This window comes from Pseudanabaena sp. Chao 1811 (genome assembly GCF_027942295.1).
Lineage (GTDB): Bacteria > Cyanobacteriota > Cyanobacteriia > Pseudanabaenales > Pseudanabaenaceae > Pseudanabaena.
This window is the reverse complement of record NZ_CP101416.1, coordinates 619,621-641,076: the sequence shown is the minus strand read 5'-3', so window position 1 is coordinate 641,076 and position 21,456 is coordinate 619,621. Positions and strand designations below refer to the sequence as shown.

Sequence of the window (21,456 nt, the reverse complement as noted above, 5' to 3'; positions counted from 1 at the left end):
ACTAAGATTTTTAAGTTTCCAGAACTGCCAATTCTGTAAGCTTAAAGATCCGTTTTGATAGTCAGTTTTGATAGCTTGATAAAAAATTAGCAATTCACTAGTTTTTATATCAGTGTCAATTTTTATAATGAGACTTGCTATTAGCAGTAGGTTTTGATTGGATCGCGAACAATTAAGAGTTAAGAGTCTAGAGGAGGCTACTTTGCGAACAACGGGTGCATTTGCTCTCATCGACAGTGTGAGACGACAGGGTGTAAAACATATTTTTGGCTACCCTGGTGGAGCGATTCTGCCAGTGTATGACGAAATTTATCAGGCAGAGTCAAGAGGCGAGATTAAGCATTACCTCGTGCGTCATGAGCAGGGAGCTGTCCATGCTGCCGATGGATATGCCCGCGCAACTGGTCAGGTGGGAGTATGTGTGGCAACTTCAGGCCCTGGGGCAACTAATCTGGTGACAGGCATTGCCACTGCCCAAATGGATTCTATTCCGATGGTAGTGATTACGGGACAAGTGCCTTCCTATGCGATCGGTACTGATGCTTTCCAAGAGACAGATATTTGGGGCATTACTTTACCGATCGTCAAGCATTCCTATGTGATTCGCAAGCCTGAAGATATTGCTCGCATTGTTGCTGAGGCTTTCCATATTGCAGGTACGGGTCGCCCAGGTCCTGTATTGATTGATATTCCTAAGGATATTGCCCAGCAAGCCTTTGAGTACAGTCCTGAGGTGGAGATTGATCTTCCTGGTTATCAAGCGAAAGTTAAGGGGCATTTACATCAAATTGCTGCCGCGATCGCTTTAATCCGTGAATCTAAACGTCCACTGCTCTATGCGGGTGGTGGTGCTGTCCTCGCTGATGCCCATGTCGAAATTGCTGAACTTGCGAAGCGCTTCCAGTTACCTGTGACTACAACCCTTATGGGTAAAGGTGCTTACGATGAAAACAATTACCTTTCCCTTGGTATGTTGGGAATGCACGGCACTGCCTATGCAAACTTTGCGGTACAGGGTTGTGATTTGTTGATTGCGGTTGGCGCAAGATTTGACGATCGCGTTACAGGTCGTCTAGATAAATTTGCTCCCGATGCGAAAGTCATTCATATTGACATCGATCCTGCGGAAGTTGGTAAAAATCGCAAGCCTGATGTCCCTATTGTTGGTGATGTTAAGGAAGTATTACAAGCGCTTCTCGATGCGACTAGTTACGAAGAAACCATTCAAACTAAGGATTGGTTTAAACAGCTTGATGAGTGGCGCGAAGACTATCCCCTTGAAGTACCAACCTATGAGGGAGTTCTCTCACCACAGCAGGTAATTTATGAATTTGGCAAGCAGTCTCCCCATGCTTGTTTCACCACTGATGTCGGTCAGCACCAAATGTGGGCAGCTCAGTTGATTAAAACTGGCCCCCGCAAATGGATTTCCAGTGCAGGACTTGGCACGATGGGCTATGGGATGCCTGCGGCTATGGGTGCAAAGGTGGCTCTGCCTGATGAGCAAGTAATCTGTATTAGTGGTGATGCTAGTATTCAGATGAATATTCAGGAATTGGGGACATTGGCGCAGTATGGCATCAATGTCAAAGTGATCATTGTCAACAATGGTTGGCAAGGCATGGTACGTCAGTGGCAAGAGAGCTTCTATGATGAGCGTTATTCTTCTTCCAATATGGAAGCGGGTATGCCTGATTTTATTAAGCTTGCTGAAGCCTATGGCATTAAGGGGATCAAGGTAATTGAACCAAGTGACCTACAGTCCGCAGTTGCGGAGATTTTGGCCTATGATGGCCCTGTATTTGCGGACTTCCGTGTTAAACGTGATGAGAACTGTTATCCAATGGTTCCCCCAGGCGCAAGTAATGATCAGATGGTTGGCTTACAAACTCCAAAGCGATCGCAGTTAAGTCAAGAAGCAAAAGAGATTGCCTCTGGTCTAGAACGTGCTGCTCAACTTGTTTAAAAAACAAAAACTGTGGTACACGCTGCGCGTTCACCACAGTTTTTAGATCGGGCTTTTCGTAATATTTCTGTTGAGAGCATTGTTTTAAAATACTCTTAAGCAAGATATTAAAGAATGCTGTACGTTATGCGTGCAGCATTCTTTTTTGATGATAATTAGCGACGGTGCTATGCTTTGGATTTGTTAAATTAAAAAGTATGAAACCTGAAAAATCTTACCGCCCAAATGTCGGGCTGATCGTTTTTAATCGCAAGGGAGAAGTGCTAGTTGGTGAGCGTCTGGGCGTGCCTGATTCGTGGCAATTTCCACAGGGTGGCATTGATGAGGGAGAAGATCCACAGGTGGCAGCTCTACGGGAGCTTTATGAAGAAGTTGGCATTGATAATGCTGAGCTTGCCTATGTTCATCCTGAATGGTTGTACTACGACTTTCCACCTTCGCTGAAATTGACAGGCAAATGGGCAAATTATTGCGGACAAAGACAGCGTTGGTATGCTTTTTATTGGGATCATCCTGCCTCTGACTGCAAGTTAGATATCCACGATCGCGAATTTCGGGTAGTGCAGTTTATGGCGATCGAGCAAACTCTTGATTCTATTGTCAGGTTTAAAAGAGAAGTTTATCAACAGGTAGTCAAGATTTTTACACCTGTTATTCGCGATTACATAGGTAAATTACCCTAAAAAATAAGTTGATTTAAGAATTAAGAAATCTAACGTTCTGCAATTAACTAGATCTACATTCCTATAGGCTTACAGTATTGTTTAAAAGCATCGCGTCCTATCTTTACAAATTCTGTAGGAGTGTAAATAGTGAATTTGTCTAAATATTTGCCTTTTCAATATATAAGTGTGGTCTGGCGCAGATTCGCTCTGTTTTTTATTGCTTTGTTCGCTGTTGTAAGTCTCCAACATTTCATTGCTGAGCCAAGTTTATCTGCTTCTAATGTGATATCTAGCAACACATCTAGTGCGATCGCCACAGCTTCAGTTCAAAATGGCGATCAGCTTATTGCTCAAAGTTCTGATTCAACTACTGTTAATTATGATTCTCTAACTGAAGAGCAAAAAGCCCTTGCTGATAAAATCCTACTTTTTGCTGGGACATTTGGTCTTGTTGCTTATATTTTCACCAGTTTCTGTCTGATGAAAATTGCTGATAAGTTGAAAATTCCAAATAGTTGGTTATCATGGATTCCCATCGCTCAAATTTGGGTCATGGTACGTGCTGCGGGTAAACCCGGTTGGTGGGTAATTTTATTTTTGATTCCGCTTGTTAACTTTGTGATTGGCTTAATTGTCTTCTTTTCAATACCAACGAGCCTGAATAAATCATCTCTCTATGGTCTATTACTTTTTGTGCCGATATTAGGTGTATTTCTCTACTTTGGTTTGTTAGCCTTTACCTAAAAGAAATGGGCTTTGAGAGAGGGTTTGCGTAGCAAACCCTCTCTCAAAGCCCAAAAATAAAAGCCTTGCTACGCAAGGCTTTTATTTTTGGGCTTTTAAAATTTGCTAACTTAACCCGAACTGACGTTTTTTTAGACAATCATGTCTTTGGCTAATTTATTAGCGATCGCTTCACCTTGCAAAATCTCTACTAATTTGAGGGCAAATGCCATAGCTGTTCCTGCGCCACGACTAGTGACCACATTGCCATCAACTACCACAGGTAATTCCAGATATTCGCCCACTTCCAGTTGTTCTTTGACGGCGGGAAAGGATGTGGCTTGTTTACCTCGCAGTAATCCTGCATTAGAGAGAACAGTGGGAGCCGCACAAATTGCCGCAACGAGTTTATTTGCTGCTGCTTGTGTTTTGAGTATTGATGCAATGCGATGGTCTTCGCGCAAGCGGAAAGTGCCTGCACCACCAGCAAGGACGATCGCATCAAATTTACTCGCATCAACTTCATCGAGAAGTTTGTCGGCAATAATAGCTATCGCATGAGCGCCCATCACTGTCTGCTCGGCGAGGCTGGCAGTCACTACTTCAATATTGCCGCGTCGCAATACATCAATAATCGTAATCGCCTCGATTTCTTCAAAGCCTTCAAATAGGGGGACAAGTGCAGTGGGCATGTTTTTTTAAGCTGTTGGCTATTAGCTGTTAGCTGTTAGCTTTGGGGATGGGGAATGTTGATTAATAGGATGGAATGCATTATAGCCATTTTACAGATTTGCTTTATATCACAATTGATAAAGCTAAAAGCTAAAAGCTAAAAGCTAAAAGCTAATGACTATCCTCCTGACATTGACTGCACATACCAAAAAATTCGAGAGTGTGATAATAAATCTGAAAGCTATGTTTTTTGGCGAGTTGATTGCCTAGATCGTGAATGGGGCAGCTATCAATCGGTAAGGATTTACCACAGTTCAGGCAATTAAGATGATGGCGATCGGCACGAGTGACGCTATAAACCGTTTCGCCATTGGGTAAGGTGAGAGCCTTGATTAAACCTTGCAATTTGAGCGTTTCTAGCGATCGATAAACCGTCGCCAAACCCACACTTTTTTCACTATTGCGTAATTCCGAATGAATATCTTGCGCGGATACCGCGTGATCGTGATGTTGGAGGAGATGTAGCACTCGTTCTTGACTGCGAGTGAGTTTTTCTTTCATGCTTTTATTAAGGTGTTGCAGCAACTGAGTTGTAGGCTCAAGCAACGGAGGTCAGAACTTAAAAGGATTATAAATCACGCATGGGGTAAAGGCGTTTTCTAATAATTCGTAAGTAACTGGATTTAGATTAGTAATCCATTGTTTATGAACGAGTTCGGCGATCTCACAAGTGCCATAGATCAGAGCAGATATACCTGCAATTGTGGCACGAAAGTCGATCACCATATTTTGCACATCACCGTTATAGCGTTTGACTGTGAGACTACCGTGATCGCCGTCTACTCTAAAAATACTCTCATTCCAACTGCATTGAGGATCACTCAGGGCAAAGGTAAATGGCTCACAGGCGATCGGCAACCCATTCAAAGCTTCGACAATATCCACAATCCTTACCATCCAAGGCTCTGTTATTGATGATTGCAACTTTCCTGCATCGTTGAGCCATGAATGTATATGTGCATTGATTGGGATTGGCATTTTCAAGCTATTGATTTGATTGCGATGGCTAGCAAAAAAGGCAAACAGGCGATCGCGGGATTCTAAATCTGTCCAAAATATAGATGAAATTTCGATCTGGCGATCGCTCATGGGTAAATTGCCACTGCTATCAATTCCATAAATGGCTAGGGCTACGGGCTGGCGATCGCGCTTTATCACCACACAGAGCTTTTGCCGATGTAAATGCCACCATTGGTCATAGGTGAAATTTGTAATTGCTAACCCGTGACTATGGGGCATTATTGTGTGCGATCGCAGATTTTCGTAGAGAAAATTAGACAAAATATCTCTAACTTCAGTAGCGGGAAAGCGATCGCATGACCAGTTATTTTGATTGGGCAGTTTTAAGTAATTACTTAAGGACGCAATCGGAATTGTGATTTCATTGGTGACATTGGCGATCGCATAGCCCAGTGATTCATAAAAACTCTCTTTAAAGGGCGTAAGCATACTCACACAAATACCCTGCATCCGCATTTCTAAAAAAGCACTTTTCATTAATGCTTTCACACAACCACGATTGCGATATTCAGGATATGTCCAGACTCCACCAATTCCCCCCATCGACTTAATCACGCCCCGTACCAACTGCTGAAATCGAAAACATTGCAGCGCCGCCACAATTTTGCCGTCGATTTCGGCTGCTAATACATCATCAGGATTGATTGCGGTTAAATGCGATCGCGGTAAGTCCTGATTAGTCCAGCGCGAATAGGCATACAAATCTCCCTTGAGTATTTCAATACGTTCATTTTTATCAATCTTGCGAATTTTCATGATCAACTTACGGCATACTCCGTAAATTTACGCATGAAAGGAGAATGAAAACCGATGACAATATTCTGTTTTGGTACACCTTGCTTCACTAACTCTTCGGCAAAATCGATTTCTGTACCGTTGTATTGCAACCAGATTTTACCTTGTTTAATATCGAAGTGCAAAATGCAACCATAAATACGGTGATCATTCTCCCAGCCCACATTAATAATTTGGTAATGATCATTTTCTAAATCAAAAACTAGTTCGCGGTCTACACCATTTCTTCTATAGTCATCATGGGCATATTCTTTGATTAATCGTTTCACAATTTCTCGATATTGGTTTAATTTATCCATTGTGCTATCTCCTCTCTATTTGGATTGTAAATAATCAATTTTATGTTTTGGGCTTTAATGATTATTTGGATTAATTCCAGTTTAAAAAATGTTTCATAAATAGTGTTGGGAACAGCTAAATACATTATGCGATTTGGCTCTTTTTGGCTCAGTGCTGTGCGATAGTTAATAAATTGCCCTAGTGCTTTGTGAAATTCAGAAATTACTGAGCCACTAATAAAGCTCTTAACTTCAACTGCAATTTTTTCCCCTTTTCTTTCTGCTGCAATTAGCTTTTCTGCCCCTAAGTCAATATATATTTCAACTCCACCAAAGTCTAAATACATGGGATCGTGGGTAATTTCCCATCCTTCTTTCTCTAACCCTATTTTGACCGTATTATGAAAAATATCTTTGGCTGGCATATAGCTAGAGAAACAATAATTTTTTCTGGAAATGGCTAGAGGTTTTCTCGCGGTTTAACGACTAATACTGAATTATTTGTGATTTCAGCCTGTGGCAGGGTATTGTTTTAGCTCTGCGATCGCAACTTGGTACAATAGTAAATTATTATTTAAAATAAAGATTTTAGACATTACACATTTAGAGGACTGTTATGGCAGGTACTACTGGAGAGCGCCCATTTTCCGACATTATTACCAGCGTTCGTTATTGGCTAATCCATAGCCTCACCATTCCTGCACTGTTTTTGGCAGGTTGGTTGTTTGTAAGCACAGGCTTAGCCTATGACGTATTTGGCACACCACGCCCTAACGAGTACTACTCTCAAGATCGCCAAACTGCGCCCATTGTAATCGAGCGCTACAATGTTGACGCTGAGATTTCCGCAACTGGGAAATAACTCCGAACTATTTCTCTGCTAAATATTGCAAGACTCAGTTCATTCTGTTTATCGCGTTAAACCACTGCAAAACTTTACTCATTCACTATGGCAAGCAACAATCCTAACCAACCCGTTCAATATCCTGTATTTACCTTCCGTTGGCTAGCAGTTCACGGCTTAGGCGTTCCTACCGTGTTTTTTATTGGCGCGATCGCAGCAATGCAATTCATTAGCCGCTAGTTCTTATTCATTCCAGACGTAATCTAGAAACAAAATACAAGAAAACTATTTACTTATGGCTCCTAAAAATCCAAATAGCCAACCTGTAGAGTTGAATCGTACTTCTCTCTTCTTGGGACTATTACTCATTTTCGTAACTGTTTTGCTATTTTCCAGCTACTTCTTCAACTAAGTCCTAAATTTTTGTAGATGGAGAAAGCTCTTGCTTAGACAGATGCTCTGCATCCACGCAATTTTTTAATTCTTTTCATAAAATTATTTTCTTTGGAGGTCTCAATTCATGTTTAAAGATGGACGCATTCCACTTTGGTTAGTAGCCACTGTTGCTGGTACTGGTGTACTAGTTGTTGTTGGTCTATTCTTTTATGGTTCCTACGTTGGGTTAGGTTCTGCAACCTAAGCTTCCATAAAAAAGGGGGGCGCATCGCGCTCCCTCTTTTTTATTTGTGTTGCAATTGTGTGAGTAACCATGATGTTACATAGCCATGATCATTTTCTCTCGACAAGCGCAACACTTCTTGCAAAAGTGCAGTTTCTAAACCTGTAATTACTTGCGATCTCGTAATGCGATAACTACCTTTAACCCCTTCTAAATCGGTAATTGCAAAGGCTAAAATCTCTACATTTTTAACATCAATTACCCAATACTCTTTAACACCCAAATCTTCATACATCAAGCGTTTTTTACCGATATCGTCAGCCCAAGAGCTATTGGCGATCTCGATCGCCAAATCAGGTGCAGGATAAGTCTCAAGATCAATAATCCCTGTTCCCCAAGGAATTAACTGAGCGCGATCGCCCACGTAATAGGAAATATCAGGCTGTACTTCTTTATTCCCAACTTTGCGATAAGAGCAATTGTCTTTGCTATTTAGGGCTAATCCATTAACAGCAACAAATAAGCCAATTGCCATGACGATTAGTGCATGATCAGCCGAATGATCTGAGCCTGTGGACATAGGTTCGACTCTTACTTCCCCATTAAAGTAATAAAACTTGTTTTTTTGATATTGAGGATCATCGGCAACTTGGATAAATTCAGCCCAAGAGACTTTTACCCAAGTATTTAGGTGCTGATCTATGAAATTTTTAAAGGGGTGCTCAGGAGTTTTATTGATGCCTAATACCACAACCATAGCTACACCTCATTAGCCTAATAATAAGGAGATTAGCGCTTTGCGCTATCTCCGTTTTTAATACAACCGATCTAAAACGTAGTTAGTTAAGCCAATGAGGGACTGTTTGGGGGCAGAGGATGGCAGCCATTCGATCGCAGTTAAAGCAGACTTGACATGGCTCTTAGCCAATTCACGCGATCGCGAAATGCCTTCACTGCTATAGACAAGTTCTAAAGCTTTATCGAGATCGCCCACTTCACTAAACTCACGCTCGATCAAGCCGCGCAATTGGGGATGCTCCTCTAGGGCAAAGAGAACTGGTGCGGTCAAATTACCCTGCTTGAGGTCGGAGCCTGCGGGTTTGCCCAGAGTCTCAGTGGAACTGGTGAAATCGAGGATATCATCGACCACTTGGAAGGCGATGCCAAAATGCTTACCAAAGTTAAATAATTGCTCAGCCTGTACTTGACTGACACCACTTAAGACACCTGCCGCCTTAGCGCTACCTGCCATCAGTGAAGCAGTCTTGTAAAAACTCTTTTCTAAATAATCCTCAAGGGTCAAACTGCTATCAAAGGCAGTGAGGCTCTGACGAATTTCACCTTCGGCAAAATCAGTGATCACCTTAGACAAGAGCTTAACGACTTCGAGGTGATCTAAATTTGCTAAGTACCAAGATGCTTGGGCGAAGAGAAAATCCCCTGCGAGTACAGCAATGCGATTGCCGAAGCTGTTGTTTACCGTTGGCATCCCACGTCTAAGTTCGGCAGAGTCGATCACATCGTCATGTACCAAACTCGCTGTATGGATCATTTCCGTGATTTCGGCGAGGCGGCGATGACGTGAGGTAATATCGCGATCGCTCATCGTTGCCCGTGAAGCTAGTAACACTAATGCAGGGCGCATACTCTTGCCCTTAGCTTCAAATAGGTGTTCCGCAGCAGCGTAGAGAATAGGATGTCTTGCGCCTACCAACTGCTTCAGGTTATCCGTGAGAGTACGCAAGTCATCCTTGACTGGTGCAAAAAGTTCGGCGACAGAAGTAGTTGGAAGGCTCATGCGAATAAACCAGTTTTATATCAATTTTTACATATCTTCATATATTGTATGAGTAATGTTGTAAGAGTTGAAGACAGACTCTGTTTGTTTTCTTTATCATCATGGTAAACATGCCTGTAAATAGCTGATAATCTGTACCTACTACTCCTTTAGCCAGAAATTTTTTTAGAGACTGCCCTAACCTCAAAATATGGATGATCGCGCTTAACTTTGCGACTGATATCTGGGTTTTATGGGCTAACTTTACTGAGAATTGCTAAAGGATATATTATTTTACAAATCGTATTAATCCAATCGTATAGATGGAACTTTGACTAATGATGCCTAGGCTGCTCTTGATCGATGATGATCCCATAATCTCTGAAATGGTCACGCTCAACCTCGAAAATGCTGGATATCAAGTCAGTCAAGCGAGTGATGGCATTAAAGGACAAGCACTCGCCATTCAGTTGATGCCAGACATGATCATCCTTGACTTGATGTTGCCAAGGGTTGATGGTTTTACTGTTTGTCAGAGACTGCGGCGTGACGAACGTACTAGAGAAATTCCTGTGATGATGCTCACAGCGATGGGGCAAACTCAAGATAAAGTTGAGGGCTTTAATGCAGGGGCTGATGACTATCTCACTAAACCCTTTGAGCTTGAAGAAATGCTGGCAAGGGTACGTGCTTTATTGCGTCGTACCAATCGCATTATTGACACGGCAAAACATGGTGAAATTTTAATTTTTGGTTCTTTAACCCTTGTACCTGAGCGGTTTGAGGCAATCTGGTTTAACAAAACCGTCAAGTTAACTCACTTAGAATTTGAGCTATTGCATTGTCTGTTGCAGCGTCATGGGCAAACAGTATCACCTAGTGAGATCCTTAAAGAGGTGTGGGGCTATGAGCCTGATGATGATATTGAGACGATTCGCGTACATATTCGCCATTTGCGTACCAAACTCGAACCAGATCCCCGTCATCCTAAATATATTAAAACTGTCTATGGTGCAGGGTATTGCTTAGAGCTGCCCCACGATAATGACAACGAAACCGATAACAATCCGTCTGAACCCGCAGCGATCGCTGAATGATTAAAAAGAGACCACTCTGTGAGTCTCTTTTTTTTTGCAAAAGTACAAACTCACTAAGTGAATTTCTTTTTTGCACACAAGCGATCGCGCTATGCCTGAAAATAATTTAGATAGCCTGAAATACGAGTAATGATCAACGAATGAAAATTTTATTTGCGGCGGCTGAAGTTGCTCCTCTCGCCAAAGTTGGCGGCATGGCAGATGTGGTGGGCGCACTCCCCCCAATTCTCAAAAAAATGGGACATGATGTCCGAATTATCATGCCCTACTACGGTGTGATTCCAGACAAGCTCAAGGAAAATCCTGAGTGGATCTGGAAAGGCTATGCCATGTTTCAGGAATTTGATATTTTTCAGACGGTTCTTCCAGGGACTGATGTTCCCCTTTACCTAGTGGGGCATGGCTCCTTTATTCCTGCCCGCATTTATGGTGGTGAAGACGAAGATTGGCGGTTCACCATGTTTGCCAATGCAGTCGCTGAGTTTTCATGGAACTATTGGAAACCCAACCTTATTCACTGCCACGATTGGCACACAGGCATGATCCCTGTATGGATGCACCAAATCTCGGATATCGGTACGGTCTTTACGATTCATAACTTGGCTTATCAAGGTCCTTGGCGTTGGTTCTTAGATCGGATTACATGGACTCCTTGGTATATGGATGCCCACAACACTATGGCTGCTGGAATTAAATATGCCGATCGCGTCAATACTGTTTCCCCGACCTATGCCCAGCAAATTTGTACACCAGGCTATGGAGAAGGCTTAGAAGGATTGCTCTCATTCCTCAAACCTTGGGGGATTTTAAATGGCGTTGATACTGACCTAGAAAATCCTGCTACCGATCCTGCCCTAGCTCAAAACTATTCCGTAGATACCCTTGATGATCGCCTTGCTAACAAAATTGCTTTGCAAAAGGAATTAGGACTAGTCGTTAATCCTAGTACTTTCTTAATTGGCATGGTCGGGCGTTTGGTGGAGCAGAAGGGTATTGATCTACTGCTGCAAATTCTTGAGCGGTTTATGGCTTACACCGACGCGCAGTTTGTCGTCTTAGGTACAGGCGATCGCTATTATGAATCGCAACTCTGGCAAATTGCTGCTCGCTACCCTGGTCGTATGTCCGCGCAAATTTTATTTAACTCGGCGCTATCCCATCGCGTTTATGCAGGTTCCGATGCTTTCTTGATGCCGAGCCGTTTTGAACCCTGTGGTATTAGTCAACTAGTGGCACTGCGTTATGGGTCTGTGCCAATTGTCCGCCGTACAGGTGGTTTAGTCGATACCGTATCTTTCCATGATCCTATTGGACAGACAGGTACTGGTTTTAGCTTTGATCGCTATGAGCCACTCGATATGTATACCTGCATGGTACGTGCATGGGAAAGCTATCGCTATACCGATGCTTGGCGCTTATTACAACAGCGTGGCATGAGATGTAACTTTAGTTGGGAAACCTCAGCCGAAAAGTATGTCCAGCTTTATCGCTCAATCCCCGGTTTAGAAAACGCTTAAAATCCAAATTTACAGAAGGGACACTTTGTAGCCCTTCTGTTGGAAAGATTGCCAAAATCTTTAAATCACTGTAAAAATCACGGTAGTGCTAAACAGTTAAGGATGGACGACGCTTTGCGCCGCCCATCCTTACCATATAAATTCTTTCCTTTTTAGGACTACCCAGTAACTATTGATGATGCGTCAGTTCCCGATTATTCTTATTCCTCCAGAAGTGCAGCGAATCGCTCAATCTAAGCCCGATGCGCCTAAGTTTGATGTTGAGATTCCCAGTGTGCCTGCTTTTCGTCAGCCTAAGCCAATTCATATTCAAGAGGCTTTGGGGCTAACTTGCGGCTTGGTCATAGTAGTTGCTTTAGTTACGGCGATCGCTAAGGAATTAGGAATCATCTTGCTACTCGTGGGGACGGTCGCAATTATTGTGCGCGTTAAGTATCAATTTCAAACTTATAAAAAACGCGAAAAAAGACATCAGGATACGCTTCAGCGATATTTAGCAAAATTTGAAGCCTATTCCCATCAAGAAATTCGCTATCAGCGTGAACTAGCGATCGCCCATGCACCAGATCGCATCCTTGAGTTTCGCCATCAGCAATACCGTGATTTTTTTGCAAAGATGCCTGATTATGATGGGGCAAAATCCTTAAAAGCAGGTAGTAATCCCTTAGGAAAAATTGAGCCAACCGATGCACAGGAAACCGAAGGTGTAATCTACTATTTTGGCGTTACTCTTCAGCAATATTTAAAGGGGACACTCTATCAAGGCATAAAGTTATTTATTCCGAGTATTGATTATGATTGGTCGCCTGCCTTGGTTTATGTCGATCCTGAGATTAATCTCCACATTGCGATCGAAATTACTGTACCTTCCGATAACGCGGCAATTATGATGCGAGATGATCTAGCCGAGAGATTTTTAGTAGATTCAGGTTGGTTGATTGTCAAGTTTTCCCAAGAGCAAATTTTTCAAAGTTCTATACAATGTTGTAAAGAATTTGCGAAGCTGCTGGATCGCCTCAGTTTTGATCACAATGTACTGCCCCAATTGGCAGATATATCGGATCTAGTGCCAGTAAAGCGCTAAATTTACAGACTTGTCTATTTTTTTGTTGAATGATAACAATCGCTACAGCGATCGCTGAGTAGTCGATTTATTGTTTGCAAATGCTAAAATCAGCTACCAAAGGCTGATAAAGCTTTGTTTTGTAGGTTTTATGTGAGGTTCTTGCCCGTGAATGCTGCCGAACAAGCTAGGAATGTTGAAGTAGCGACCAAAATCGCCACCGTTGTTAATTTGTTTAAAACCATTTACCCTGCTGCCCGCTCCGATCTGAAACCTTGGCTAAACAATTCGGATACACGCAGGTTACTTGACCCTGACTCGATTGATGTGGGTTTTCATTTTCCGGGGGTAAGTTGGCGGCTCAGGGTGCGGAGTATTCTCTTTCAAATCCGTCTCTATGAAGATCCTGTAGATGGTGACTTGCGGGCGATCGGCATTGAAGCAAGTGGGCATGACTATAAAGGAGAACGTTGGCGCTTTTCCACGGTGGACAATTGGCAATTTTTTGGGGATACGCTACCCAAGGATGATGGTGCTGAAAACCTACGCGAGTTCAGCCGCCAGACCTTAGAGGTTTTTAATCGCAAATAATCTAACGTCATTTGCGCCGCGCAAATGGCGTTATCGAACTCACGTTAATGTTATTGAGATAAGGATGGGCGGCGCGAAGCGCCGCCCATCCTTATCTAGCTCTACTACAAGCCATTGCCGATCGCAAAAAATGCTGACCAATAATTAGGATGATTGTAATTTTGAGATTTAATCAGGGATATTTGGGCGCGTTGTAATGCTTCGGTGGAGGTGATATTACCTTTCTTGAGTTCCTTGTAAAATGCTTCCATAAGTGCCTGTGTGCCTGCATCATCAACTTTCCAAAGCGAAGCGATCGCATTTTTGGCCCCTGCCTTTTGAACTTGATAACCAAATCCTAAAACTTCGACTCCATCACCGAGTTTCCCAATCCCCGTTTGACAAGCGCTGAGTATAACCAAATCTATATTCGGAATTTGCCAATCGCTGATTTCATTTAAGCGGACTTTATCGCCATTGCCAAAGATGATGAACGAATTGTCTGGTACACCAGTATTAAATTCGGCATGGGAGGCGAGATGGAGAATGTTGTGGTCTTTAAATCTAGACTCTAGCGCTGAGCGACTGAACTGGTCTTCGGTTAAGGTAACGGAATTTTGGAATGAATTGGCGATCGCTTGGACTTCTTTGAGCGTAGCAGGTAATCCCAATTGTCCAAATCTTTTCTCCCCTGCTTTCCCACCAAATGCTCCTGCGAGGATATTGGGCTGAGCTTTAGGCTTTTGAGAAAAGTCCGATAGGCTATAGGCGATGAGGTTGCTGATTTGATATTTTTCAATCAGCCATTGTTTGCCGTCATAGAGTGCAGCAAGGGGAACATATCGCATTTGTCCATCAGGTGCGTAGAGAATCGTCTGGGCTTTGGATTGGATGAGTTCTGCTTCGATGGGTTTGATTAGTAGATTGTAAAGGGCAATAGCCGTAGCTTTATAATCTTCAGAAGTTGTATCGAGAAGTCCTGTTCTGTAATTATTAATTAAGTCTTCTAATTCTTTTTGGGATATTTTGACAGTGTGGTTGAGGGGAGGAGAATTGGGAGAGAAGAGAATTAGCTCAAGGCGATCGCTTAAAATCAATGGATAGAGCAGCACTGTGCCTTGAGGAATTTGTTGCAGATAGTCGGGAGTTTTGTTTAGCTCTGATATGGGGATTTGGCGGATCTGCTTAGCAAGTTGCAGATTGATTTCTTCGCTATTCTCCAACTTTAAAAGCGACAATTGACGACCAATCACTTTCTCTGGCTCTAAAAGCTTTACTCCCTGAGCCGTTCTATCGTTCCCTTTCACATTTTTGAAATAGTCTTCTAGCTCTTGCACTTTCAGGAGATCGAGGACTTGTAGAGCTTCTATTACCCGTCCTTGCATTAGCAGTAGACTGGCAAGATGTCGATAGGTGCGGGCAACTGTATCCAAAAAAGACTTCTGTTCTTCTTTACTCAGGCCGCGTAGATCTTTGCGGATCGATTCTTGGATATTCACTGATTGTTTGTAAGCAAGGATGGACAATGTTGTTTGGTTGAGGTCGGCAAAGATTACCCCCAAGTTATTGAGTACTCTCCCTTCTCCGCGTCGATCGCTAAGTTCAAGCGCGATCGCTAAGTCTCGCTGATAAAAGGGGAGGGCTTTGTCATACTGTCTGAGTTTGTTGTAAATAATGCCAAGCCCACCAACGGCTCTACCTTCAGTGACGCGATCTTTGATGGCATAGGCGATCGCCAATTGTTGCTGGTGGAAGGTGAGGGCTTTTTGGTACTGACCCAGTTCGCGGTAAGCAATGCCAAGATTACCGAGGGTACTTCCTTCTTCCTTGCGATTTTCGATATCACGAAATATTGCTAAAGATTGTTGGTAAAAGGTAACGGCTTCTTTGTATTTCAGTAAATTACTATAGGCGATACCAAGGTTGTTGAAAGCCCTGCCTTGACCGTTAAGATCTTTAAATTCGCGAGCGATCGCCAAATCCTGTTCGTAAAAAGTAATTGCTTTTTGATACTGCCCTAATTCGCGATAAACAATGCCAAGTCCACCGAGCGCTCTTCCCTCTCCTGCACGATCTTTGATTTCGCGAGTAATGGCTAACTGTTGTTGGTGGAAATTGATTGCTTGCTGATATTTCCCTAGTTCACGGTAAGCGATGCCAAGATTCCCGACAGCATTTCCTTCATTCTGGCGATCGTTAAGTTCTTGGAATATCTTCACCGCTTGTTGGTAGAAGGCGATCGCTTTTTCGTACTGTCCTAGGAGAATGTAGTCAAGTCCAAGACTGTCGAGGGCATTGGCTTCACTTTTACGATCATTGAGTTCGCGGGCGATCGCTAAACGCTGTTGAAAAAAATCAACTGATTTGTTGTACTGCCCCAGCATGTAGTACGCAATGCCAAGATTGTTCAGTACTTTTCCTTCGCCTGCACGGTCTTTGATTTCTCGATAAATTTGTAATGTCTTCTGCCATGTCTGAAGAGCCGCTTGAGTCTGATTGTTGCGGTACTGCTGCAATCCTTGGTTTAGCAATCTACCTGCCTCTGCTCTGCGGTCAGGAGCTTCTTGCGCCCATAGGCGATCACTACCTAATGTTGGTACGGACAAGCAAGACAAAAGAGTGCCCAATGCGATCGCGCCCAAACCTTTATTCATGGCAAAAACTGCTCTCCTAAATCACAAAATTTGATTGCGCCTCACAATAGTCCATCTAAACTTTAAACCCAAATTGGTGTTCCGCCAGCGTAGCTGGCGGAACACCAATTTGGGTTTATTTTATAACTATGCTGAGATACTTAACAAATGACTACAATCCATTACCGATCGCAAAAAATGCTGACCAATAATTTGGATGACTATATTTTGGTGATTTAATCAGAGCAACTTGCGCTCTATTTAATGCTTCAGTAGGTGTGACATCACCTTTTTTGAGTTCACTATAAAATGCTTCCATTAGAGCTTGAGTGCCTTTATCGTTGACAGACCAGAGAGAAGCGATCGCATTTTTTGCACCAGCCTTTTGAACTTGATAACCAAAACCTAAAATCTCTACACCATCACCGAGCTTACCAACTCCAGTCTGACAAGCACTCAACACAATCAAATCGATATTCGGAATCTGCCAATCAGTGATTTCATTAAGACGGATTTTGTCGCCATTGCCAAAAATGATGAAAGAGTTATCAGGTGTACCCGTATTAAACTCTGCATGGGTAGCAAGATGGAGAATATTATGATTTTTGAATTTAGACTCGATCGCTTGGCGGCTAAATTGATCTTCGATTAAAGTAACTGAGTTGTCAAAGGAATTTGCGATCACTTGAACTTCTCTAACTGTAGCAGGCAAACCAACTTGTCCAAACTTGCGATCGCCCGCTTTACCACCAAAAGCGCCTGCAAGGATATTGGGTTGAGTATTTCGCTGTGATACAAAGTCGAAGAGGCTGTAGGCGATCAGATTATTAATGCGGTATTTCTCAGCAAGCCATTGCTTGCCATCATAGAGTGCGGCAATGGGAATATAGCGCAAGATGCCGTCAGGTGCATAGAGGATTGTGGTGACTTCGGCTTGGGTGAGTTCCGTTTCGATTGGTTTAATCAGCAATTTGTAAAGTTGTGTAGCAGGTTCTTTGTAGTCTTCGGAGCCTTTATCAAGGAGTGTTGCTTTAAAATCAGTTACTAGGGTTTCTAGTTCTTTTTGTGAGATTTTGACGGTGCGGCTGATGGGGATGGTGTTGGGTGTGAAGAGGATGATTTCGAGGCGATCGCCTAAAATCAAGGGATAACTGAGATCTTGCAGCATTCGTGAAAGAGTCAAGTGGGAATGGGTTTGAGAATAATTTCAAAGCCATGACGAGCAGCAATATCGGCACTAATTTGAAGATACCTGAGAAGTTTCAACCAAAGGACAGAAGGGAATAAAACAGAAAGGGTTAAATCACAGGTAGCTTTCCAGTCCAAGATGGGAGGAAACGACCATTGATCAATCCAATGAGCCAAAAGATAAGAAAGCAGAGAGAGGATAAGCCAACGATAAACGCCAAGTTTTGTAGATTGCCCAAAACAATGCAAACCAAAGCGATGTTTGATGGTTTTGAAGAATCCCTCAATCGCCCAACGCTTACGACCTAACATCACCAGATAAGCGCCAGAATAAGGATGAGAAGAGACCACAAAGCGTAACTCCCGTTTACTATCGGCTCTTTTGAGCCAGAACCAAGAGATCGTCAAAGGCGTACTTAGCCCTTCCAGTAAAATTAGTTGTCCACGTTTGCCATGGGGATAAAGTTGTTTGACGGTACGTCCATCTTGAAGTTTACGATTGTTGCGGACACCGACAACGATGCGCCAAGACTTGGCGCGGACAGCATTGAAAAACTTCACCGTACTAAACTCAGTATCAGCAAGGACAATCACAGTCTTGCCTTGGGTTAGTTGCTTGGGTACTGTCCCCAATAACTTACAAGCTAAGTCAGAGGGACTGGAGTATCCTTTGCCGCGCCATACTCTAAAACTCCATGGTACGCGCCACTCTCCATAGACCAGATACAGTACAACCAGATGTAGTCCTCGCTTTCCGTTGAGGATTCTCACCCATGGGTCTGGTTCGTTTGGGGTGGGATTGCTCAAATGTAAAAACTTGCCGCTTTTTTCTAAGGTGGTCAGGTCTATCAGTATCTTTAATGGCACTCTCTTCGATGGGCGATGCTTGGCGATTTGCCCCAAAATTGACAGCCTTGTTGCTCGAATTAGTCCTCTTGTTGACCAGTTATAGTGATTGAGAAATCGGCTTAATGCACTCGCTGATTTTACCTGTGTATGTTCTGGATAGGGATGCCCTTGCGCTTCCAGAAATAGCCCTAATATTGCATTCAGACTTGCTTTTTGATACACACTTGGCATCAGACAAATTAGGCTATACACTAAACCTTGGGCGTGCTTAACGATGCTTTCCATAATCGTTATTTAATTTACTACTACGCCCTTTTTTTCACATCTTTACTCTCTTTGCAACCCCTTTCCAGAATGGTGCAAGTTCTCAGATAAAGTAAAGCAGTGCCTTGAGGAATTGTTTGGAGATAATCTGGAACCTTGTTGATTTCTGATTTAGGAAGTTGTTGGATCTGCTGAGCAAGTTGGCTGTTAATTTCAGGACTATTCTCAAAGCTAACCGCTAATAGCTTATCGCTCATCGCTTTCTCTGGTTCTAACAGTCGGACACCTTGCGCCGATCTGTCACTGCCTTTGATATTTTTGAAATAGTCTTCGAGTTCTTGGACTTTGAGGAGATCGATAACCTGTAATGCCTCCACAATCCGACCTTGCTGAATCAGTAACTCAGCTAGTCTTTTATATATACCAGTGACAGTTTCTAAATAAGATCTTTGTTCTACTCTGTTTAATTTACGGATATCTTTACGAATAGATTCAGTAACGTTAATCGCTTGTTTGTAAAATAAAATTGCGAGTTCAAGTTGATTGAGTTTAGAAAATGCAACCCCCAGATTATTCAAAGACTTTTCCTCACCATCACGATCTTTAATTTCTCGCTTAATTTCTAGGCTTTGCAGATGGAACTTGATCGCTTTGTCATATTTGCCGAGGGAATAGTACGTGGCTCCCAGATTTCCCAGCGACTGTCCCTCACCAAGTCGGTCTTTAATTTCCCGCTTAATTTCTAAGCTTTGCAGATGGAACTCGATCGCTTTGTCATATTTCCTAAGATCATCGTAGGTGTTTCCCAGATTGCCAAGCGAATTCCCCTCACCGATTCGGTCTTTGATTTCCCGCTTGATTTCTAAGCTTTGCAGATGGAACTTGATCGCTTTGTTATATTCGCCGACAACTTCGTAAGCACTTCCCAGATTCCCCAGTGCATTCCCCTCACCGCGACGGTCTTTGATTTCTCTCACGATCACTAAGCTTTGCAGATGGAACTTGATCGCTTTGTCATATTTACCAAGTAAATAATAAGCGTTTCCTAGATTCCCCAGTGCTGCGCCCTCATGGAATCGGCTTTTGATTTCCCTCGCGATCGCTAAGCTTTGCAGATGGAAATCGATCGCTTTATCATATTTACCGAGGGAATCGTAAGCGAGTCCCAGATTTCCCAGCGAGACTCCCTCACTGCGACGGTCTTTGATTCCCCGCGCGATCGTTAAGCTTTGCAGATGGAACTCGATCGCTCTGTCATATTTGCCGAGGTTTTGATAAGCATTTCCCAGATTGCCCAGCGCATTTCCCTCACCGATTTGGTCTTTGATTTCCCTCGCGATCACTAAGCTTTGCAGGTGGTACTCGATCGCTTTGTTATATTTGCCGAGATTTCGGTAAGCGATTCCCAGATTTCCCAGTGCTGCTCCCTCATTCAGTCGATCTTTGATTTCGCGATAAATGGTCAATGCTTGCTGCCATGACTGCAATGCTGCTTCAAACTGGCTAATTTGATATTGCTGAATCCCTTGATCAATTAGTCGATCTGCTTCTACTTTACGGTCTTGGGTTGCTTGAGCTTGGACACTTTCGCTCATCACTATCTGCGCTTGCCCACAAATCAAAAAAGCCAACATCGCAATCCCAACAAACTTATTCATCGCACATATCCTTACATTTAGATCAAACCCACAGTTACCTACCAGCCAGCATAAAGTGATATTCCCCAAAACAGGCGATCGTTACAAAAAACATAACCAAATATTCATCAAAAAAACCAGTTCCCCTTAGGGGCGAAGCATTACCGCCACCATTTATGCATTTACCGTCATCAGCGATCGGTAATGCTGCGCCCAAACCTCACAACGCAGTCACTTTTTACTTTTTACCTTTCAACCACGCATCCAAATCAGCAACCTTCTCAAAATCCAACACCGCCTCCGCCAACTCCTCCAAATGTTCAGCCGACAACCTCTCCAACCGCTTTCCAGTCTTCAGCGACACCTTACCAAACTTCCGCGTCAATAACCTTACTGCAACCTGCTTAAGCGCCTGCTGCCGTCCCAAAACCTGACCGCGCTGCGTCCCAATCTTTTCACCCTCAAGCTTGCCCTCAAGTTTACCCTCAAGCTTGCCTTCAAGCTTGCCCTCAAGTTTGCCCTCAAGCTTTGCCTCGCGATATACCCTTGTTTTCTTGAGATCACCTAACGTAAACATCGCTTCAACCTCCTCTCGACTCATTTGGGGAAACTTATACAGCAAAACTGTCTCAATAAATTCTATCATCCTCTCGCGATCGCCTTGCTCCACTCGATCAGCCAACTGATGTGCTAAAGCAATGGTTTCCCTCTTAGGCGCAACGATCAACCTTACCAGCCCTAAACTCAGTGACTCAGACTCTGGCAACTCATCCAGATAGATCCGCACAATATGCCCACTCGCAAATAGCGCACTAAACTGCTTTGGTATCTCAGGTTCAATGCTACGTTTGGCAAAAATGGAGACCGCTTGCCAATTATGCTCTGGTTTGTACTGACTCAAATACAGAAAAATTTCACCAACAAATTCCCAATAAAATTCGGCTCGTTTTTGAAATTGGACTTCTACAAACCAGATATTTTTATCAACCGAATCTGGGATAAAAATACCATCAAACCGAAAGGCTTTCTCCTTGATTTCCACAGAAGTAAAGCGATATCCTGCTGCTGTTTCTGGTGGTAATCCCACCAATTCAAACAACAAGCTATCAAAGGTTTGAAATAGCTGAAAAAAGATCGTGTCAGTCCGCATCAGCTTATATTAGCGAATTGCGATCGCTCGTGGCAAAAAAGTTATCTAGCTTCGACTTCGCTCAGCTAA

Annotated in this window: 24 protein-coding genes; 11 read left to right on the top strand and 13 right to left on the bottom strand. The window is 43.1% G+C overall.

Going from position 1 to position 21,456, the window contains the following annotated elements; genetic code table 11:
• Nucleotides 1-202 precede the first annotated feature (202 nt).
• The 3 genes from ilvB to NMG48_RS03060 all read left to right on the top strand — a co-directional run bounded on the left by ilvB (nt 203) and on the right by NMG48_RS03060 (nt 3,375).
• Nucleotides 203-1,966: a biosynthetic-type acetolactate synthase large subunit gene (ilvB, locus tag NMG48_RS03070; RefSeq protein ID WP_271253931.1), complete on the top strand. Its 1,764-nt coding sequence runs from the start codon at nt 203-205 to the stop codon at nt 1,964-1,966.
• A gap of 197 nt (nt 1,967-2,163) precedes the next feature.
• Nucleotides 2,164-2,649 (top strand): RNA pyrophosphohydrolase, encoded by a 486-nt coding sequence (locus tag NMG48_RS03065; RefSeq protein ID WP_271253930.1) that lies wholly within the window; start codon nt 2,164-2,166, stop codon nt 2,647-2,649.
• A 129-nt stretch (nt 2,650-2,778) separates the two neighbouring features.
• Nucleotides 2,779-3,375, top strand: a complete 597-nt coding sequence (locus NMG48_RS03060; protein ID WP_271253929.1) for a DUF5684 domain-containing protein — start codon at nt 2,779-2,781, stop codon at nt 3,373-3,375.
• Between the two features lie 131 nt (nt 3,376-3,506).
• On the opposite strand, the gene NMG48_RS03055 is transcribed toward NMG48_RS03060, so the two are convergent.
• The 5 genes from NMG48_RS03055 to NMG48_RS03035 form a co-directional block, all read right to left on the bottom strand.
• Nucleotides 3,507-4,046, bottom strand: a complete 540-nt coding sequence (locus NMG48_RS03055) for a DJ-1 family glyoxalase III (protein ID WP_271253928.1) — start codon at nt 4,044-4,046, stop codon at nt 3,507-3,509.
• Nucleotides 4,047-4,197: 151 nt separating this feature from the next.
• A complete protein-coding gene (locus NMG48_RS03050) occupies nt 4,198-4,587 on the bottom strand; it encodes a Fur family transcriptional regulator (protein WP_271253927.1) in 390 nt (129 codons plus the stop codon).
• Between the two features lie 51 nt (nt 4,588-4,638).
• Nucleotides 4,639-5,862 (bottom strand): GNAT family N-acetyltransferase, encoded by a 1,224-nt coding sequence (locus NMG48_RS03045; protein WP_271253926.1) that lies wholly within the window; start codon nt 5,860-5,862, stop codon nt 4,639-4,641.
• A gap of 2 nt (nt 5,863-5,864) precedes the next feature.
• Nucleotides 5,865-6,200 (bottom strand): XisI protein, encoded by a 336-nt coding sequence (locus NMG48_RS03040; RefSeq protein WP_271253925.1) that lies wholly within the window; start codon nt 6,198-6,200, stop codon nt 5,865-5,867.
• Nucleotides 6,188-6,604 (bottom strand): XisH family protein, encoded by a 417-nt coding sequence (locus NMG48_RS03035; RefSeq protein WP_271253924.1) that lies wholly within the window; start codon nt 6,602-6,604, stop codon nt 6,188-6,190. Before NMG48_RS03035 ends, NMG48_RS03040 begins: the two co-directional genes overlap by 13 nt.
• Before the next feature lie 191 nt (nt 6,605-6,795).
• Here NMG48_RS03035 and psbE point away from each other — a divergent pair, with 191 nt between their 5' ends.
• The 4 genes from psbE (at nt 6,796) to NMG48_RS03015 (ending at nt 7,663) form a co-directional block, all read left to right on the top strand.
• Nucleotides 6,796-7,041, top strand: a complete 246-nt coding sequence (gene psbE, locus NMG48_RS03030) for a cytochrome b559 subunit alpha (protein ID WP_126387908.1) — start codon at nt 6,796-6,798, stop codon at nt 7,039-7,041.
• 87 nt (nt 7,042-7,128) lie between these two features.
• Entirely contained in the window at nt 7,129-7,263 is a 135-nt protein-coding gene (gene psbF / locus NMG48_RS03025; RefSeq protein WP_126387910.1) for a cytochrome b559 subunit beta, read from the top strand.
• A gap of 55 nt (nt 7,264-7,318) precedes the next feature.
• A complete protein-coding gene (locus NMG48_RS03020) occupies nt 7,319-7,435 on the top strand; it encodes a photosystem II reaction center protein L (RefSeq protein WP_071590099.1) in 117 nt (38 codons plus the stop codon).
• A 108-nt stretch (nt 7,436-7,543) separates the two neighbouring features.
• Nucleotides 7,544-7,663, top strand: a complete 120-nt coding sequence (locus NMG48_RS03015) for a photosystem II reaction center protein J (protein ID WP_126387912.1) — start codon at nt 7,544-7,546, stop codon at nt 7,661-7,663.
• A 40-nt stretch (nt 7,664-7,703) separates the two neighbouring features.
• Here the strand turns inward: NMG48_RS03015 and NMG48_RS03010 are convergent, their stop codons facing one another.
• Together NMG48_RS03010 and sds are read right to left on the bottom strand one after the other, a co-directional pair.
• Nucleotides 7,704-8,399 carry a Uma2 family endonuclease gene (locus NMG48_RS03010; protein ID WP_271253923.1) on the bottom strand — a complete coding sequence of 232 codons (696 nt, stop codon included), beginning with the start codon at nt 8,397-8,399 and terminating at the stop codon, nt 7,704-7,706.
• Between the two features lie 57 nt (nt 8,400-8,456).
• Nucleotides 8,457-9,440: a solanesyl diphosphate synthase gene (gene sds, locus NMG48_RS03005; protein ID WP_271253922.1), complete on the bottom strand. Its 984-nt coding sequence runs from the start codon at nt 9,438-9,440 to the stop codon at nt 8,457-8,459.
• 320 nt (nt 9,441-9,760) lie between these two features.
• On the opposite strand from sds, the gene NMG48_RS03000 reads away from it, so the two are divergent.
• The 4 genes from NMG48_RS03000 to NMG48_RS02985 all read left to right on the top strand — a co-directional run bounded on the left by NMG48_RS03000 (nt 9,761) and on the right by NMG48_RS02985 (nt 13,687).
• Nucleotides 9,761-10,516 (top strand): response regulator transcription factor, encoded by a 756-nt coding sequence (locus tag NMG48_RS03000; protein WP_345961239.1) that lies wholly within the window; start codon nt 9,761-9,763, stop codon nt 10,514-10,516.
• A gap of 140 nt (nt 10,517-10,656) precedes the next feature.
• On the top strand, nt 10,657-12,033 hold the full coding sequence (gene glgA, locus NMG48_RS02995; RefSeq protein WP_271253920.1) for a glycogen synthase GlgA: 1,377 nt from the start codon (nt 10,657-10,659) through the stop codon (nt 12,031-12,033).
• 175 nt (nt 12,034-12,208) lie between these two features.
• The gene (locus NMG48_RS02990; RefSeq protein ID WP_271253919.1) at nt 12,209-13,117 is read left to right on the top strand and encodes a hypothetical protein; all 909 of its coding nucleotides are present in this window, start codon (nt 12,209-12,211) and stop codon (nt 13,115-13,117) included.
• A 147-nt stretch (nt 13,118-13,264) separates the two neighbouring features.
• Nucleotides 13,265-13,687, top strand: a complete 423-nt coding sequence (locus tag NMG48_RS02985; protein ID WP_126390344.1) for a hypothetical protein — start codon at nt 13,265-13,267, stop codon at nt 13,685-13,687.
• Between the two features lie 104 nt (nt 13,688-13,791).
• Here NMG48_RS02985 and NMG48_RS02980 read toward each other — a convergent pair whose 3' ends face one another.
• From NMG48_RS02980 to NMG48_RS02955, 6 genes are all read right to left on the bottom strand, one after another.
• Nucleotides 13,792-16,320, bottom strand: a complete 2,529-nt coding sequence (locus NMG48_RS02980; RefSeq protein WP_271253918.1) for a CHAT domain-containing protein — start codon at nt 16,318-16,320, stop codon at nt 13,792-13,794.
• A gap of 151 nt (nt 16,321-16,471) precedes the next feature.
• On the bottom strand, nt 16,472-17,467 hold the full coding sequence (locus NMG48_RS02975) for a CHAT domain-containing protein (RefSeq protein ID WP_271253917.1): 996 nt from the start codon (nt 17,465-17,467) through the stop codon (nt 16,472-16,474).
• A gap of 11 nt (nt 17,468-17,478) precedes the next feature.
• Nucleotides 17,479-18,621 carry a transposase gene (locus NMG48_RS02970; RefSeq protein WP_271252192.1) on the bottom strand — a complete coding sequence of 381 codons (1,143 nt, stop codon included), beginning with the start codon at nt 18,619-18,621 and terminating at the stop codon, nt 17,479-17,481.
• 20 nt (nt 18,622-18,641) lie between these two features.
• Nucleotides 18,642-20,258: a tetratricopeptide repeat protein gene (locus NMG48_RS02965; protein WP_271253916.1), complete on the bottom strand. Its 1,617-nt coding sequence runs from the start codon at nt 20,256-20,258 to the stop codon at nt 18,642-18,644.
• 34 nt (nt 20,259-20,292) lie between these two features.
• Nucleotides 20,293-20,454, bottom strand: coding sequence for a hypothetical protein (locus NMG48_RS02960; protein WP_271253915.1), 162 nt, complete (start codon nt 20,452-20,454; stop codon nt 20,293-20,295).
• Nucleotides 20,455-20,475: 21 nt separating this feature from the next.
• Nucleotides 20,476-21,387, bottom strand: a complete 912-nt coding sequence (locus NMG48_RS02955; protein WP_271253914.1) for an Rpn family recombination-promoting nuclease/putative transposase — start codon at nt 21,385-21,387, stop codon at nt 20,476-20,478.
• Nucleotides 21,388-21,456: the final 69 nt, after the last annotated feature.

Excerpts from the sequence above, each read along its gene's own strand:
- psbE (WP_126387908.1), top strand. The coding sequence starts at position 6,796 with ATGGCAGGTACTACTGGAGAGCGCCCATTTTCCGACATTATTACCAGC.
- NMG48_RS03040 (WP_271253925.1), bottom strand. The coding sequence starts at position 6,200 with ATGGATAAATTAAACCAATATCGAGAAATTGTGAAACGATTAATCAAA.
- NMG48_RS02980 (WP_271253918.1), bottom strand. The coding sequence starts at position 16,320 with ATGAATAAAGGTTTGGGCGCGATCGCATTGGGCACTCTTTTGTCTTGC.
- NMG48_RS03010 (WP_271253923.1), bottom strand. The coding sequence starts at position 8,399 with ATGGTTGTGGTATTAGGCATCAATAAAACTCCTGAGCACCCCTTTAAA.
- NMG48_RS03065 (WP_271253930.1), top strand. The coding sequence starts at position 2,164 with ATGAAACCTGAAAAATCTTACCGCCCAAATGTCGGGCTGATCGTTTTT.
- NMG48_RS02970 (WP_271252192.1), bottom strand. The coding sequence starts at position 18,621 with ATGGAAAGCATCGTTAAGCACGCCCAAGGTTTAGTGTATAGCCTAATT.
- NMG48_RS03020 (WP_071590099.1), top strand. The coding sequence starts at position 7,319 with ATGGCTCCTAAAAATCCAAATAGCCAACCTGTAGAGTTGAATCGTACT.
- NMG48_RS02990 (WP_271253919.1), top strand. The coding sequence starts at position 12,209 with ATGATGCGTCAGTTCCCGATTATTCTTATTCCTCCAGAAGTGCAGCGA.
- glgA (WP_271253920.1), top strand. The coding sequence starts at position 10,657 with ATGAAAATTTTATTTGCGGCGGCTGAAGTTGCTCCTCTCGCCAAAGTT.
- NMG48_RS03050 (WP_271253927.1), bottom strand. The coding sequence starts at position 4,587 with ATGAAAGAAAAACTCACTCGCAGTCAAGAACGAGTGCTACATCTCCTC.
- NMG48_RS03055 (WP_271253928.1), bottom strand. The coding sequence starts at position 4,046 with ATGCCCACTGCACTTGTCCCCCTATTTGAAGGCTTTGAAGAAATCGAG.
- NMG48_RS03035 (WP_271253924.1), bottom strand. The coding sequence starts at position 6,604 with ATGCCAGCCAAAGATATTTTTCATAATACGGTCAAAATAGGGTTAGAG.
- NMG48_RS02965 (WP_271253916.1), bottom strand. The coding sequence starts at position 20,258 with ATGAATAAGTTTGTTGGGATTGCGATGTTGGCTTTTTTGATTTGTGGG.
- NMG48_RS03000 (WP_345961239.1), top strand. The coding sequence starts at position 9,761 with ATGCCTAGGCTGCTCTTGATCGATGATGATCCCATAATCTCTGAAATG.
- NMG48_RS02955 (WP_271253914.1), bottom strand. The coding sequence starts at position 21,387 with ATGCGGACTGACACGATCTTTTTTCAGCTATTTCAAACCTTTGATAGC.
- NMG48_RS03045 (WP_271253926.1), bottom strand. The coding sequence starts at position 5,862 with ATGAAAATTCGCAAGATTGATAAAAATGAACGTATTGAAATACTCAAG.
- sds (WP_271253922.1), bottom strand. The coding sequence starts at position 9,440 with ATGAGCCTTCCAACTACTTCTGTCGCCGAACTTTTTGCACCAGTCAAG.
- NMG48_RS03015 (WP_126387912.1), top strand. The coding sequence starts at position 7,544 with ATGTTTAAAGATGGACGCATTCCACTTTGGTTAGTAGCCACTGTTGCT.
- NMG48_RS02975 (WP_271253917.1), bottom strand. The coding sequence starts at position 17,467 with ATGCTGCAAGATCTCAGTTATCCCTTGATTTTAGGCGATCGCCTCGAA.
- psbF (WP_126387910.1), top strand. The coding sequence starts at position 7,129 with ATGGCAAGCAACAATCCTAACCAACCCGTTCAATATCCTGTATTTACC.